Below are 14179 nucleotides of genomic sequence, written 5' to 3'. Positions count from 1 at the left end.
CACCAACATCGGAGCCGAGGAAAAACCAACGTTAGCTTCCTTTTACATTAAAGAGGTGGGCACGGAGCCGGCAACTAATGAAATCTTTGAAGTATTATGAAGAAAATCGACACGCCACATGGCTGGAGTTGTTTTTTGACCTGACTTTCGTTGTTACGATAGGCCAAGTTACGCACACTCTCGGACATGTTCATGATGGGCACTTTGAACATAAGCAATTATGGACATTCTTACTGCTTTTTGTGCCGTTGTGGTGGATCTGGTCCAGTCACACGATTTACTCCAACAGGTTCGATACAGACAGCAATCTTCACCGTTTGGCAACATTATTCATAATGCTCCTGCTCATTGTGCTATCGGCACGGATCGGGGAAGACTTGGAAGTGAACTACCCGCTCATTATTGCCTGCTATTTTGGTATACGTGCAATCATCAGTGTTATGTATATTTCATCCATTAGTAAACTCGATTCTCGCGGCGAACTTTCCTCAAGGCTTGGCTTCGCCCTATTAGTTAGCGCAGTTATTAGCCTTTCATCCGTTATTTTTGACCCGCCCTTGCGTTACCTTGTTGCTTATATTGGGATTGTTCTTGATATTCTGTTTCCTGTATTTTTCTGGACTAAACTAAAACCGTTGCCAGCACACACAGAGCACTTGGTTGAGCGCATAGGCCTACTCACCCTAATCTTATTGGGGGAGTCAATTATTAGCCTTTCCGGAGGCTTATCTAACATTCAATGGGGTTATTATAATGTGATGGCAGCCATCACCGGATTTATCATGATTTGCAGTATCTGGTGGATCTATTTTGATAGTTTTTACTTGCTGAACAAACATCAAAGCAGTATGAGTGGACACGCCTTAATCTACTCGCACCTTTTTCTTTTTATGGGGCTGGCACTTCTGGCAAATTTGATTAGGCATGCGATCCTGAACGACATTGCGATACGCGATTTCCAGATTATGTCGATCACCGGCATGGCCTTGTTTTTCCTAGGTAAGCAATATGGCTATTTCATAGCCGTGAGTAGAATAAGGAAATACATCCTACAAAACACGTTGATAGTGTTTTCTTTGGGCGGGTTAGTCGTGTTTTTACCCCGCGTCGAGTACATATTGGTCGGCCTGACAGCAACCATGATCTCTTATGTTTTTCTAAATTTCAGATATCGTTGAATCATCATTATCAGACCAGAGGGTGGGACCAAGTGAGCAAGTGGCTGACTTGCGGTTACATGCTGCCCACTACGTCGTTCTCACTGCTCGTGCGCTACTCGCCGCTACCCTTGGTCTATTTGGGTTTGTAATCCTGGTATCGTCGACCATAGTTAAGAGTCTCGGATGCCCCTCTTAGCTATCGCGATCTGATAGCGCCAGCCGCATCGTAACAACAGGAGCCACATCATGGTCAAAGTAGCGTTGTTCGTTCGCCTAGAAGCAAAACCCGGGAAAGAAAAGGATGTAGAGAGCTTTCTTTTGGGTGGCCTTCCGTTAGTGGAGGAGGAGCCAGCCACTACAGCCTGGTTTGGAATCCGCTTGGGGCCGTCCACCTTTGGCATCTTTGACGCATTCCCGGATGAAGCGGGCCGGCAGGCTCATCTTTCGGGCAAGGTCGCGGCGGCGCTTATGGCAAACGCTGCCGAGCTATTTGCCGAACCGCCATCAATCGAGAAGGTTGACGTCCTTGCGGCCAAGCTACCCGGCTAAGCAAACCCAATAGGAAGCTCCAGTCAGTACTGGGAGGCCCACGATGTATTTTGTGAAAATCAGGATAGCTTGGGCCTGCTGCTGTTCCGGGCGGTGATCAATCAAAACACTTGTATTGAAGATAAATGTCATGGCTAAAGTGCCGTGTCCAGGATTCATGCCATGCTTGCGCGCTCGGTATAAGTGAAAGGATACGCGCGCAAATCGTGTCCAGGGACGGCGTGGAAGCCGCACAGAATCTGCAAGGCAACGTGCTCATCACGGGTTTAGGCTGGGTAGGGTAGATTGTTTGCCGGGCACCGGTCGCTCATGGCGCGAAGATCTCCATCATTGATATAGAACCGGAGGTCATCCGCGCCGTGACACCTTATGGTTTCGTCAAGTGAGCATTCGTCGGCGTAGCAGTGACCGATGTTCAATGAGCTGCCTGACGCGGCTGCACTCCGAACTGCGCAACGATGTGCGTACCCAATTCCTCAATAACTTCCACCGCAGGGCGCTTGCCGTATTTGAGATTGAGAATGACGTGGTCCACGCCGATTTCCTCAAGCGACTCCAGCAAAAAACGTAGATGGTAACGTCCAAGTCTGAACCCCAAATGGATACGTGTGGGTGGCGTTGACGGATTCTCATCGAGATCGATGTACAGCGACTGAGTAAAGGGCTTATACACAGAACCACATTGTTTCGTGACCTCCAGTCGCCAATCTTCCACGACCAGCCGCTGCATGTTCGGAATGCGTGGATAGTTGATCCATCCGTTGCTCTCACGCGCGATCCAATCCAGTGACTGGCGACTGTTGCCGGTCACGAGCATTGGAATGAATTGGGTGGTCGGTTTCGGAATCAGGTCTGCGCCTTGCATTTCACCAGTGCTCCAGTGGATGGGCTCAAAACTGGTGCTGTGGGCGCGGCGAATCACTTCGTAGTGTTCTCGAAAGATCTCTCCACGCCTTTCTGGATCGACGCCAAACGCCGAAAACTCCACTGGCCGATCTCCCGAAGCAACCCCCAGAATCAAGCGACCAGTGCTCAACTGATCTACGCTGGCTGACGCCTTGGCCGTGTGCAGGGGATGGTGCAGCGGGATGGCGATGGAGGCGGTGCCAAGTGCAATCTCCGAGGTATGGGCGGCCATATAACCCAGGTAAACCCAGGGGTCGAAGACTTGGCCGACATCGCCGAAGCCAGGGTCGCGAAGCGGCACGTCGCGAAACCAGAGCGCGCAGAAGCCCAGCGCCTCGGCTTGTTTAGCCAGTGTGACCTGGTTGAGCATGCTCGGAGTGTCCCCGTCGAACGCCTCCATGGGAAAGAATAATCCAAGGCTCAAATGCCCCTGAGTGAAGGTTCGGCTGAACCCTCGATGCTTCTGGTAAGGAATCGTGCTCGGCCGATACATACGGATTGACCTCATGGCAGAACGTGAACAGCGCCCCCGTTTCCAGAGGTGCTGCGGCATCGGTCGCTTTTGAACGGCAGTGGGGGGACTGGGTCTGGCTTTTACCCGTTGCGCCGTACTGCTGGTCGTGTGGACCGGACTCAGGGGGCAGTTGCTGGCGATAGGCGCGGGTTGGTCCGGGTGGGTGTTAAGCGGACGGTCAAAGGAAGTCAGATCTCTCGGTTCTATACCACCAGATGGGCAAGGCGTTCGAGGAATCATTCTATAAGCGTAGGCGGTTTTGCAGCTCTCCGCCATATTCTTACAATCGAGCCGCTGGCGGGCGAAAGTCGCGTATCGAAGGCCGTTATCGGTCGTTTCCTGCCATTCCAGAACGGCCGCTATTGGCCGGTAGCTGCCTTTCGCGGAGGGCAGCTATGGGTCGATAGCGGAAAACCGCAACTGACCGCAATCAACCCATTGCAGACATCTTGGTCAAGGCCGCTGCGCGGCCCCAACATAGCCATCACGCCTTGGCAGCAGGCCGTACACGGAAACTGACGCCCATACGGTTGAAAGCGTTCATTGCGGCAATCGCCGTTGTCAGGTCGACCAGATCCTTTTCTGCAAATACCGCCGATGCGGCTGCATATGCTTCATCAGAGACGTGAGTTTCACTTACCCGCGTGACTTCCTCAGCCCAGGCCAATGCCGAGCGCTCTTGCTCCGAGAACAGATACTGCACCTCATGCCACACCGGTATCAGCAGCAATTTGTCCACCGACATGCCTTCTTTGATCAAATCACGTGAATGCAGATCAATACAATGTGCGCAACCGTTGAGTTGAGAAACCCTGAGAAAAACCAGATGGATCAATGGCGCTGGCAGGTCTGTGCCAGTGGTTACGAAATGATGCAGTCCCCCGAGGGCCTTGGCGGCGCCGGGCGATGCTGCAAACCAATTGAGGCGACTCATAGGCGTTGTCCTTGCAAAGCGTTAGTGACACTGGAGAAGAAAGCCTGTACCTCACCGTATCCACGCTCTCTAGCAGCATCCAGGGACGCCTTTCCCTTGGCAGTACCTTCAACGCTGAAGTAATGCACTTGGTTGAGGCCGATGGTCGCAAGGACGGCGGTCAGGTAGGGGCGCAGAAAGTCGGGCTGTCGGGCACTCGGCCCATTGATGTAGCCACCGGAAGCAATGGCGACATAGACCGGTCGATCCACCAACGTACCGACCTTCCCTTCGCTGGTGCTCAGGAACGTCTTGCCCACGCGCACTACATGGTCAATCCAGGCCTTGAGCGGGGCGGGCACGCTGTAGTTGTGCATTGGAGTGGCAATCAGCAGTACGTCACACTCCTGCAATTGATTGATGAGTGCGTTCGAACGGTTCAGCGTCCCCTCTTGTTCTCCCGCTGAGACCGCTCGCTGATTGGCCAGAGTCCGAGCGTATGAGGCATCGACTGGAGCTAATGTGTGGAGATCGAAATCCGTCACTTCGATACCGCGTCTGCCAGCATGGAGGGCCAAGGCAAACAGAATTTGTTGGGACAGTTTGAGACTTTCCGAACTGTCACCATTGGGGCTGGCGACCAGGCGAAGAACTCTCAACGGAACAATTGGCTGCTTCTGGGAAGTCATGTAATTGCCTCAGTTTGATAACGGCGAGAGTCATGGTGCGTCGAACTGTTTTTGAAAGCGCAGTGCACTGTTATGCAGGCCTTCACGGGAGTAGAAGCGTTGGGCTCGGGCGTTGGCCAAACCGGTATCAAGCACAAGGCGGGCACAGCCACTGGCGCGCGCCAACCGCTCCAAGGCCTTCAATAACCGCGCTCCCCATTGATGACCTCGCTGGGTTTCAGCGGTTATGAGATCGTCGACATACAGAAATGTGCCGTAGACCAGATTCTCCTGGAGGCGGTAACCAGCCAGCGCCACCAGACTGCCTGAGTCGAAGGCACCAACCAGAAGATATCCCTCGGTGCGCATACGCTCGACACGACTGATGAAGTCGGCTTCGCTAGCCAGGTGGGGGCGCAATTGCTGCATCACCGGAAACGCGGCGTGCAGGTCGTGAGAGGTATCCAGAGGGCGCAGGTTGGCGTCAGCCAGATCAAGCACGCTGGGTACAAATTGGTGAGGAGTGAGTGTCATGAAAGCCAGCCTCTGCCAGTAGGTGATGGCGCTATCTTGAACTAGGATTAGCCCACTTGATTGAGCCAAGAAATGGAATATGAACTAGGCCATGACGAATTCTTCTTCGCCTCCTTTCGCGCCTCTGGATGAGCTATCCAGCTCTCCTTTGTATCGTCAGCTCTACCACCGAGTGCTGACCGCTATCGCTGCCGGCACCCTGTCTCCCGGTGATCGCTTGCCGTCCGCGCGTGCCATGTCAAAGGAATTAGGTGTTGCGCGCGGCACCGTCGAACTTGCCTATTCTTTACTGACCAGTGAGGGCTACCTACTGGCGCTCGGGCAGAGAGGCACAGTGGTCAATCCCGAGTTGCGCACGCCTGAAAGGTCGGTCAGCGCAATGCCCCCTACGCTGGAGGTTACAGACGATTCTGACTCCATACGTCGACCGCTCCAGCTTTTGCCGTTCCAGATGGGTGTGCCCGCAATGGATGCATTTCCGCGAAAGATATGGGCACGTCTCGGTGCTCGATATCTACGCGGCATGCGTCTGGGCGATCTGGATTATCCGGCGCCCCACGGTCTGCCGGCATTGCGCAGCGCCATCGCCTCGTATTTGCAGATGTCCCGAGGTATCGATTGCGGTGCCCATCAGGTATTTATCACGAGTGGTTGGCGAAACAGCCTGTCCTTCGTCGCTCAGACGTTGTTGCAGTCATGCGAGCGCGCGTGGGTGGAAGACCCGGGTTATCCCATTACGCGCCAGGTACTTCGCCAGTTCGGGATGGACTTGGAGGCAGTCCCGGTTGATGGTGATGGTATGAATGTGGAACAGGCTATCGCTACGTCCAAGCCTGCGCAGGTAGCCACGGTTACACCGGGGCATCAGAGCCCGCTGTCAATGGCCTTGTCGCTGCCTCGACGGCAGCTGCTCCTGGATTGGGCGGCCCGCACCGGCGCCTGGATTGTCGAGGACGACTACGACAGCGAGTATCGCTATGTCAGTCGTCCGCTTCCGGCGCTCGCCAGTCTGGATCGCAATGGGAGGGTTCTGTATGCCGGCACATTCAGCAAGGTGCTGTTTCCCGGTATCCGCCTGGCTTACTTGGTGGTGCCCCAGGCGCAGGTAGCGGCGTTTGAACGCGTGGGTCGGACGTTATTTTCCGCCGGTTCACCATCGATTACCCAGGCCCTGGTGGCGGAGTTCATCGCAGAGGGTCATTTCACCCGCCATATCCAGCGCATGCGCCGGCTCTATAACGAACGACGAGTGATGACCATTGAAGCGCTGGAACGAAGTTTGCCGAAGCGCATTCAGGTTGATCGTTCCCCAGGCGGCATGCATTTGCTGCTGCGTCTACCAGAAGAGACAAGCGACACGGCCCTGGCCGAGCAATTGTTGGCAAGGGGCATGTCGGTACAGGCATTGTCGCGCTGGTATTTATCGTCTCAACGTCATTCGGGGCTGCTGCTGAGCTTTACAAACTGCGCCACGGCTGCCCAAAGCGAGCAGCTTGGCGCTTTGATCAGCAAGATGCTCAGTTGAGGTTGGCCTTGGTCAAACCGAATGCCTCATCGGACGAACCCGGGATCGCCTGAAAGGCCACGTTCAGGCGATTCCAACCATTGATCGCGACGATCAGGAACGTCAAATCCGACAAGTCCTGTTCGGAAAAGTGTTCACGCACCTTCGCATACAAGCTTTCAGGAATGCCATGGGGTGGCAACTGGGTCAGAGCTTCGGCCCACTCCAGCGCGGCGCGCTCGACAGGCGAGAACAGCTGCGACTCACGCCAGACGGCAACGTGGTGAAGACGCAACTCGCGCTCGCCATGAATCTTGGCCTCTTTCACATGCATGTCCACGCAGAACGCACAGCCATTAAGCTGGGACGCCCGAAGCATGACGAGGTGAGCAAGCTCGGCCAGTAGCGGCTTCTTGCTCAGGTGCAGGGTAAGGTCCACCAACTTGTTGGACGCCTGGGGGGACAGTTTGAAGTAATCGATACGGCTTTTCATGGGTAGTTGCTCGCAGTGGAAAGGTGTTGTCGGTGCCCACTGTAGTGATGCATGGCCCTGCCTGACAGAACCAAGATTGCGACTTCGAACTAGGCCATATTGACTCGACGGATAGTTGTCCCGTCCTGATTAGCGCTGACTTCGGAGGCCGCCCCTGGCCGTTGATTTGAATCGCCACAGGTATCCTGGACACCTCGAACGGCTGCGAAGGGTCGAATGCGCTCAGGTGCGGTTTGCGGCTATCGACCCAGGCTGTGTGAGAACGTTCGGTGCGCAGCCTGGACTCGAAGCAGACGATCATGGCGTTGGGTTCGGTGGGGCCTGGAGTTGTTTGTCATGGGGTTTTTGGTGGTTATCAGACCGAGCGCCGCCCGCGCGGCGCATCGCGAGCTGGCGCTCGCTCCTACGTTTTTTTCGGGCCAGTAACGCCTGTGCGGGCGCGCGCGACCGCCTGGTTTGTACGACGCGCTATCGAGCCATGCGCCAAGGCGTTCGCGCGCAAAATCCTCAGGAACAATTGGCCCGAAAAAAACGTAGGAGCGAGCGCCAGCTCGCGATGCGCCGCGCGGGCGGCGCTCGATCTGGTAAGCGCGATGCTGCTGGAGCAGAACGACAAATGGTGCATGCAACGGCGTTACATGCAGTTGGAGGCCTTTGAGGCAGTCAGCGATAATCCACAGGCCAAGCTGTCGGCCGTGATCAACTAAACGGCGAACTCAGCGGCCAGAGCCATGATGAGTTACACCACTTCCCGGGACACGATCCTCGACGGAGTCGCCATTCACCTTCCAGCCTTCTGGCTCGTCACCACGAATCCGGCATTCATTGCAGGGCAGCTTGGACACTCGATGCAGGTGCTTCTCTCGACCCGCGCCAAGTGGTTGAACTCTGCCAACGATTGGGCGGAACCGGCGAAACTGGAAAAGAACGTTATGGGTACAGAAGGGGTACAGGATTAAATATCGTTCACCTTGCGCCCTTTAGTCATAAGGCATTCGACAGCAAATCAGCCATACTCCAGAATGCATCGGTTTTAAGGGGGAAAACCCTTGCACAGCCAACGACATACAAACTTTTAGTGAGCCTCAACGTGAAAACATCCCTGTCTATCCTCAGCCTGCTGCTGTTGCTCACAGGTACCGCGACCCTTCCGTCGACTGCTGCTGCACAACCCCCGGCCCAGGTTCAACGAGACCCGTCCAAACTGCATCTGGCTTCAGGCAGCGCTCTGCTGATCGACCTGAACAGCAACAAGGAGCTGTATTCAAGCCACGCGGACCGCGTAGTGCCAATCGCTTCGGTCACCAAACTGATGACGGCGATGGTGGTGCTGGATGCCAAGCTGCCCATGGATGAAATGCTCACCATGACCATCGCTAACAACCCGGAAATGAAAGGCGTGTACTCGCGCGTGCGCCTGGGTAGCCAGCTGGACCGCCGCGAAACCCTGCTGATTACCTTGATGTCGTCGGAAAACCGTGCGGCCAACAGCCTGGCCAACGCCTATCCCGGCGGCTATCCGGCGTTCATCAAGGCAATGAATGCCAAAGCCCGCAGCCTGGGCATGGCCCACACCCGCTATGTCGAGCCGACCGGCCTGTCGACGCAGAACGTCTCCACTGCCCGCGACCTGGCCAAGCTGCTGATGGCCTCGCGCAAATACCCGATGCTGAGCGAGCTGTCGACCACCCGCGAAAAGACCGTGGCCTTCCGCAAGCCCAACTACACCCTGGGCTTCCGTAACACCGACCACCTGGTGAACAAGAGCAACTGGGATATCAAGCTGACCAAGACCGGCTTCACCAACGAAGCCGGGCACTGCCTGGTACTGCTGACCCGCATGGACAACCGCCCGGTGGCCATGGTCATTCTCGATGCCTTCGGCAAGTACACCCACTTCGCCGATGCCAGCCGCATGCGTCAATGGCTGGAAACCGGTGCCGCCAAGCCGGCACCGGCAGTGGCCATGCAGTACAAGGCAGAGCGGCAGAACAAGGGGCGGTTGGCGGTCGAATAACCGCCATATCCTGGAACGTGTGGGAGCGGGTTTACCCGCGAATACGGTAGCGGCGGCAACGGTGAACGGCGGGTGGAAATTGGCCACCAGTCCCGGCCATTTCGCGGGTGAACCCTCCCCTACAGGCGACCGCGCAGGCTTTTCAAATTTTGAGCAAGATCACTGTCAGGCCGTAGCGCTGACCATCCCGCCCGCACTGCTGCCGCCCTCTTGCTGCAACAACTCCAGCAACTGCGCCGTGGCCGCCATGATCTGCCCGTTGAGGGTGGCAACGCTCGCCTGCTTGGCACCAACCGCTGCCGCCTTGGAAGCCTCGTCCATCTTCCTGTCCTGCAATGCAGCCAACTGTTTCTGCTCTTCTGCCAGTTGCTTCTGCAGATCCTTGATCAGTTGACGCAGCTCGGCCACCGCCACCGACTCGCCACTGCTTTGAGTGTCGGCAGATTGCGCCTGGCTACCCGCCGACACCTTCATGCTGTCACTGCTGACGCTCACCGGCCCCACCGCCTCACCGGCCTGTTTCGCCTGTTCGCGCTCGGTGGCAGCGTTCGCGCTCAGCGTCTGCGCTGAAACACCATTGATCATCAGGTTGCTTGCCGTGATGCCGCTCATGTCGATTCCTTGCCTGAAAGACTGGTCCTTGCCGTAACCACCACATCGGCCGCCTCGCGCTGTTCTTTAGCCCGCTTAAATTCCCCCCCGGTTGGCTCGTTCCAACTCATGTACTTGCGCAGGGGCCGGAGCCCCGGCGGGCGTCATATTCGACCATTCAGGGAATCGCAGCCATGAGCCAGTCCTCACAGCAGGAAACCATCAAAGACATGATCGGCGTGGGCTTCGGCCCTTCCAACCTGGCCTTGGCCATCGCCCTGGAAGAACTCGCCGAATCCCGGGGCCATGCGCTCGACGCAGTGTTCATCGACAAGCAGCAAGACTACCACTGGCACGGCGAGACCTTGGCTACCCAGAGCGAGTTGCAGATCTCGTTCCTCAAGGACCTGGTGTCGCTGCGCACCCCGACCAGCCCTTACAGCTTCGTCAACTACCTGCACCAGAAGCAGCGCCTGGCCGACTTCATCAACCTCGGCACCTTTTACCCCTGCCGCCTGGAGTACAACGACTACCTGCGCTGGGCCGCCGAGCATTTCGCCTCCCAGGCGGTGTATGGGCAGGAGGTGTTGCGCATCGAACCGTATGTGCATGCAGGCCGGGCCCAACACCTGCGCGTGATCACGCGTGACAGACGAGGCCGCGAATACAGCCGCCCCACTCGCTCGGTGGTGGTGGGCAGCGGTGGCACGCCGAAAATCCCGGAAAACTTCGGTGCCTTCAAGGACGACCCACGAGTCTTCCACCACTCGCAGTACCTGAGCAGCCTGACCAAACTGCCGTGCACGGCTGGCAAACCCATGCGCATTGCCGTGATCGGCTCAGGCCAGAGCGCCGCCGAGGCGTTCATCGACCTCAACGACAGCTACCCGTCAGTCAAGGTCGACATGATTCTGCGCGGCTCGGCCCTCAAGCCCGCCGACGACAGCCCCTTCGTCAACGAGATCTTCTCGCCCGACTATACCGACCTGGTCTACAACGAACCGGCCGAACAGCGCAGCAAACTGCTGGGCGAATACCACAACACCAACTACTCGGTGGTCGACCTCAACCTGATCGAGCGCATCTACGGCATCCTCTACCGGCAGAAGGTTGCCCATCAGCACCGCCACAACGTGCTGTGCCGGCGCCAGGTGGAAGCGGTGGTGGCCACCCGCGAAGGCCTGGAGCTGACCCTGCGCGACCTCGCCACCGGCCAGCAGCAAACCCACCGCTACGATGCCGTTATCCTCGCCACCGGTTACGAGCGCCGCTCGCACCGCGAATTACTCGCGCCGCTGGCCGATTACCTGGAGGACTTCAGCGTCGACCGCAACTACCGCGTACTGGCCAGCCCGGACCTGCAAGCCTCGGTGTACCTGCAGGGCTTCTGCGAAAACAGCCACGGCCTGAGTGACACCCTGCTTTCGGTCCTGCCGGCACGCGCTGCGGAAATTGGCCGAGCGCTGTACCAGGACCTGGAGCAGTTGCACGAAAAGCCCCAAGCAGCCGTGGCACTGACCCGCGCCTGACCCCTCTCTCCAACCAGCCATCAAGGCCGGACTGGTGCCTCGTGCGCAGTCCGGTGTTTGTGCTTTGAAACATTTGCTTTCATTTTAACCTGCAGGTTTTCGATTCTCATTCGTCCTTATCAGTACAGCACTCTTTGGTTGGCACACGCTCGACCACCCATGGCAGAAGACCGTCTGATGGCCCAATCACCGAAAAAATCCAAATCCAGGCTGTGGTTCCTGGTCCACAGCTGGCTCGCCTTGCCGATCTGGTTCTTTGTCCTGATCGTCTGCTTCACCGGCATGCTCGCCGTGGTCAGCCAGGAAATCGTCTGGCTCGCCGATCCGGCTGTGCGCGCCAACAAGCCAGACGCGGACACCGAGCGCATGAGCTTTCAGCAGGTACTGGAGGCCTTGAACAAGGCCGAGCCGGACATGGTGGTGGAGCGCCTGAGCCAGCCGGATGGTTCGCACTTCTCGGTAAAAGCCAATGTCACCCTGCCTGACGGCACCAGCCCGACGCTGTACGTAAACCCCTACACCGGAACCATTCAGGGCAAGACCCCGGACTTCAACTTCGAAGCCTTCACCCGCGCCCTGCACGGCTGGTGGCTGGTGCCGTTCACCAACGGTTTCAGCTGGGGCTGGTACCTGGTCTCGCTGCTCGGCCTGCCGATGCTGGCCTCGCTGGTCACCGGCCTGGTGGTTTACAAGAAGTTCTGGAAAGGCTTTTTCAAACCCGTGCGTACCGGCCATGGTTCGCGAATTTTCTGGGGTGACCTGCACCGTCTGTCCGGGGTGTGGTCAATCTGGTTCATTGCAGTCATTTCCGTCACCGGCACCTGGTTCCTGATCCAGGCGATCCTGTCCGACAACCACATCACCCTTTCCAGCCGGCCCAACGTGCCGGTGATCGCCCGTGAACAGGTGCCACAAACGCCAGATGGCAGCCCCGCCTCGCGCATCGATCTGGATGAAGCGGCACGCCTTGCCGGGCTGGCGATCCCGGGGCTGGAAGTGAGCGCCATCTCGCTCCCCGCCACCGCCTACAGCCATGTCACGCTGTCAGGCCCGGGCTGGTACCCGTTGATGTTCCAGAGTGCTTCGGTAAATCCGTACACACGCAATGTCGACAGCCAGTTCCTGATCAGCGACCGTTCGGCCCTGGAGTTCGTCACCGAGTCCATGCGCCCGCTGCACACCGGCGACTTTGGCGGTTTGCCGATCAAGCTGGTGTGGTTCTTCTTCGGCCTGATCCTCACCCTGATGGTGCTCAGCGGCCTGCTGATCTGGACCAAACGCACCGCCCAGGCCACCGCCGCAGCCCTCAAGCGCACCGAGCGCGCACCGCGTGCGTTACGCAGTGAAACCACCGTGGAGGCCCACACATGAGCCAGGCCAAGGCCCTGCCCACCAGCCGGCTGAAGCAGCTTTGGCTGAAGTGGCGTTTTCACCTGAACATCCTGCTGATCCTGATCCCGCTGGGCTTCATGCCCAAGTACTTCGCCGACGCCAGGTTGTTTCGCGGTGACGCCGGCCTTGGCGCCAACCTGATCAGTGACATTCAGGTCGGCCCCTACAGCCTCGACCTTGCCGAACTGCGTGACGAGGCGCCACGCGCCGACGGCCCGGCCGGCTACTTCAAATCGTTCAATGCATCGCTGTGCAAGGCCTGCATAAAGGACGTCAAGGCAGCCTACCTGCGCATCGGCAAGCCACGCAGCCTGCGCGCCGCCGGCACCCTTTTCTTCGGTGCACCGTACAGCATGGGTACCTCGTTGCCGATCCCACCGCGCACCAAACCCGACGCGCACATCTGGATCACCCTGGAAGGCTGGGACGGCACCCTGCACCAGGCGTCGATCCCCCTGACCAAGGCATCGCCAGCCACTGTGGCATGGCTCGAGAAACAAGGAGAAAACAAATGAATCACCTGATGCGCACTCTGGCGTTGCCCGTCCTGGTACTGGCCGCCGGCCCTGCGCTGGCGCACAACCCGATGTGCGAATGCGAAGAACTGGCCAGCGGCCAGGTCAAGTGCACCGGCGGTTTCTCGGACGGCAGCGGTGCCCCCGGAGTGACCCTGGACGTGATCGGTTATGACGAACAGGTGCTGGTCGGCGGCAAGCTTGGCGACGACTCGACGCTGACCTTCAAACGCCCGGACGGCGAATTCTACGTGCTGTTCGATGCTGGCCCCGGGCACGTGGTGGAAGTGGACTACGCCGATATCGCCCAGCCATGAGCCGCGCCCACGTCATTCGCCCGGCCGGTGCCGGGCACGAAACCCTGTACGTGCTGCTGGCAAGCTTGCTGATCGTGGTGCTCGCCGCCAGCGTGGTCCTGCTGCGCGGTGAGCGCGAGGACGAACAGGCCATCGCCAGCCACCAGATCGACGCCCGCCGCGACCTCACCGCCGCCGAGCAAGGCCTGTACACCGACCTGTGGGTGGCCTTCGACGAGATCCAGCTACTGCGCGAAGAAAACGCCGTCGCCCCCAGCGTACAAACCCTGGCCGAAGAAGGCCTGCCGCCGTTCGTGGTCGACGCCAGCAGCCAGAGCCGTGGCGGCCACCAATGGTCATGGCTGGAACCCGGCACTTACCTGGGCCGCAGCCAGGCCCCGGAAATTGCCGGCAGCCTGCTGCTGATCCTGCCACCCGACAGTTCAGGCCAAGCCGATGTCTGGCTACGCCGCGACAGCGCCGCCGTGATCCCGGACGACCTCGGCCAGGCCGCCCTGATCGCCGCTGGCTGGCAACAAGTGGTCAGCCACTACGACGCCGGGGTCACCCGCGAACACCGTCACTGAACCCAAGGACT

General features: G+C 58.2%; 15 protein-coding genes and 3 pseudogenes. 12 read left to right on the top strand and 6 right to left on the bottom strand.

Going from position 1 to position 14179, the window contains the following annotated elements:
• Window positions 1-77 precede the first annotated feature (77 nt).
• The 3 genes and pseudogenes from ACF8EA_RS22185 to ACF8EA_RS22175 all read left to right on the top strand — a co-directional run.
• On the top strand, window positions 78-1178 hold the full coding sequence (locus tag ACF8EA_RS22185) for a low temperature requirement protein A (RefSeq protein WP_064493025.1): 1101 nt from the start codon (window positions 78-80) through the stop codon (window positions 1176-1178).
• Between the two features lie 228 nt (window positions 1179-1406).
• Window positions 1407-1709: a putative quinol monooxygenase gene (locus tag ACF8EA_RS22180; protein ID WP_023047152.1), complete on the top strand. Its 303-nt coding sequence runs from the start codon at window positions 1407-1409 to the stop codon at window positions 1707-1709.
• 194 nt (window positions 1710-1903) lie between these two features.
• Window positions 1904-2086, top strand: a pseudogene (locus ACF8EA_RS22175) (potassium transporter); the annotation flags it as partial.
• Between the two features lie 38 nt (window positions 2087-2124).
• On the opposite strand, the gene ACF8EA_RS22170 reads toward ACF8EA_RS22175, so the two are convergent.
• From ACF8EA_RS22170 to ACF8EA_RS22155, 4 genes are all read right to left on the bottom strand, one after another.
• Window positions 2125-3108 carry an LLM class oxidoreductase gene (locus ACF8EA_RS22170; RefSeq protein ID WP_019751022.1) on the bottom strand — a complete coding sequence of 328 codons (984 nt, stop codon included), beginning with the start codon at window positions 3106-3108 and terminating at the stop codon, window positions 2125-2127.
• Window positions 3109-3613: 505 nt separating this feature from the next.
• Entirely contained in the window at window positions 3614-4063 is a 450-nt protein-coding gene (locus ACF8EA_RS22165; protein WP_392523220.1) for a carboxymuconolactone decarboxylase family protein, read from the bottom strand.
• Window positions 4060-4731: an FMN-dependent NADH-azoreductase gene (locus ACF8EA_RS22160; RefSeq protein WP_367250741.1), complete on the bottom strand. Its 672-nt coding sequence runs from the start codon at window positions 4729-4731 to the stop codon at window positions 4060-4062. Before ACF8EA_RS22160 ends, ACF8EA_RS22165 begins: the two co-directional genes overlap by 4 nt.
• Before the next feature lie 30 nt (window positions 4732-4761).
• Window positions 4762-5244: a GNAT family N-acetyltransferase gene (locus ACF8EA_RS22155; protein WP_103444213.1), complete on the bottom strand. Its 483-nt coding sequence runs from the start codon at window positions 5242-5244 to the stop codon at window positions 4762-4764.
• A 91-nt stretch (window positions 5245-5335) separates the two neighbouring features.
• Here ACF8EA_RS22155 and ACF8EA_RS22150 point away from each other — a divergent pair, with 91 nt between their 5' ends.
• The gene (locus ACF8EA_RS22150; protein WP_367250743.1) at window positions 5336-6769 is read left to right on the top strand and encodes a PLP-dependent aminotransferase family protein; all 1434 of its coding nucleotides are present in this window, start codon (window positions 5336-5338) and stop codon (window positions 6767-6769) included.
• Here the strand turns inward: ACF8EA_RS22150 and ACF8EA_RS22145 are convergent.
• The gene (locus tag ACF8EA_RS22145; RefSeq protein WP_021784220.1) at window positions 6762-7241 is read right to left on the bottom strand and encodes a carboxymuconolactone decarboxylase family protein; all 480 of its coding nucleotides are present in this window, start codon (window positions 7239-7241) and stop codon (window positions 6762-6764) included. The genes ACF8EA_RS22150 and ACF8EA_RS22145 overlap by 8 nt on opposite strands.
• 581 nt (window positions 7242-7822) lie before the next feature.
• Here ACF8EA_RS22145 and ACF8EA_RS22140 point away from each other — a divergent pair.
• The 3 genes and pseudogenes from ACF8EA_RS22140 to pbpG all read left to right on the top strand — a co-directional run.
• Window positions 7823-7948, top strand: a pseudogene (locus ACF8EA_RS22140) (IS256 family transposase); the annotation flags it as partial.
• Between the two features lie 105 nt (window positions 7949-8053).
• Window positions 8054-8200 (top strand): annotated as a pseudogene (locus tag ACF8EA_RS22135) (integrase); the annotation flags it as partial.
• Between the two features lie 131 nt (window positions 8201-8331).
• Complete coding sequence (gene pbpG, locus ACF8EA_RS22130) at window positions 8332-9258, top strand: D-alanyl-D-alanine endopeptidase (RefSeq protein WP_021784223.1); 927 nt, start codon at window positions 8332-8334, stop codon at window positions 9256-9258.
• Between the two features lie 165 nt (window positions 9259-9423).
• On the opposite strand, the gene ACF8EA_RS22125 is transcribed toward pbpG, so the two are convergent.
• Window positions 9424-9870 carry a hypothetical protein gene (locus ACF8EA_RS22125; protein ID WP_103469799.1) on the bottom strand — a complete coding sequence of 149 codons (447 nt, stop codon included), beginning with the start codon at window positions 9868-9870 and terminating at the stop codon, window positions 9424-9426.
• Between the two features lie 173 nt (window positions 9871-10043).
• Here ACF8EA_RS22125 and ACF8EA_RS22120 point away from each other — a divergent pair, with 173 nt between their 5' ends.
• The 5 genes from ACF8EA_RS22120 to ACF8EA_RS22100 all read left to right on the top strand — a co-directional run bounded on the left by ACF8EA_RS22120 (window position 10044) and on the right by ACF8EA_RS22100 (window position 14168).
• Entirely contained in the window at window positions 10044-11378 is a 1335-nt protein-coding gene (locus ACF8EA_RS22120) for a lysine N(6)-hydroxylase/L-ornithine N(5)-oxygenase family protein (protein ID WP_103469800.1), read from the top strand.
• Between the two features lie 177 nt (window positions 11379-11555).
• Window positions 11556-12749 (top strand): PepSY-associated TM helix domain-containing protein, encoded by a 1194-nt coding sequence (locus ACF8EA_RS22115; RefSeq protein ID WP_392523316.1) that lies wholly within the window; start codon window positions 11556-11558, stop codon window positions 12747-12749.
• Window positions 12746-13285 (top strand): hypothetical protein, encoded by a 540-nt coding sequence (locus tag ACF8EA_RS22110; protein ID WP_021784227.1) that lies wholly within the window; start codon window positions 12746-12748, stop codon window positions 13283-13285. The genes ACF8EA_RS22115 and ACF8EA_RS22110 overlap by 4 nt, the downstream gene beginning before the upstream one ends.
• Entirely contained in the window at window positions 13282-13602 is a 321-nt protein-coding gene (locus tag ACF8EA_RS22105; RefSeq protein WP_103444212.1) for a hypothetical protein, read from the top strand. The genes ACF8EA_RS22110 and ACF8EA_RS22105 overlap by 4 nt, the downstream gene beginning before the upstream one ends.
• Window positions 13599-14168 carry a DUF6162 family protein gene (locus tag ACF8EA_RS22100; RefSeq protein ID WP_392523217.1) on the top strand — a complete coding sequence of 190 codons (570 nt, stop codon included), beginning with the start codon at window positions 13599-13601 and terminating at the stop codon, window positions 14166-14168. The genes ACF8EA_RS22105 and ACF8EA_RS22100 overlap by 4 nt, the downstream gene beginning before the upstream one ends.
• The last annotated feature ends 11 nt before the right edge of the window (window positions 14169-14179 follow it).

This window comes from Pseudomonas sp. YQ_5, from assembly GCF_043103305.1.
Lineage (GTDB): Bacteria > Pseudomonadota > Gammaproteobacteria > Pseudomonadales > Pseudomonadaceae > Aquipseudomonas > Aquipseudomonas putida_Y.
This window is presented reverse-complemented; position numbering and strand designations above follow the sequence as displayed.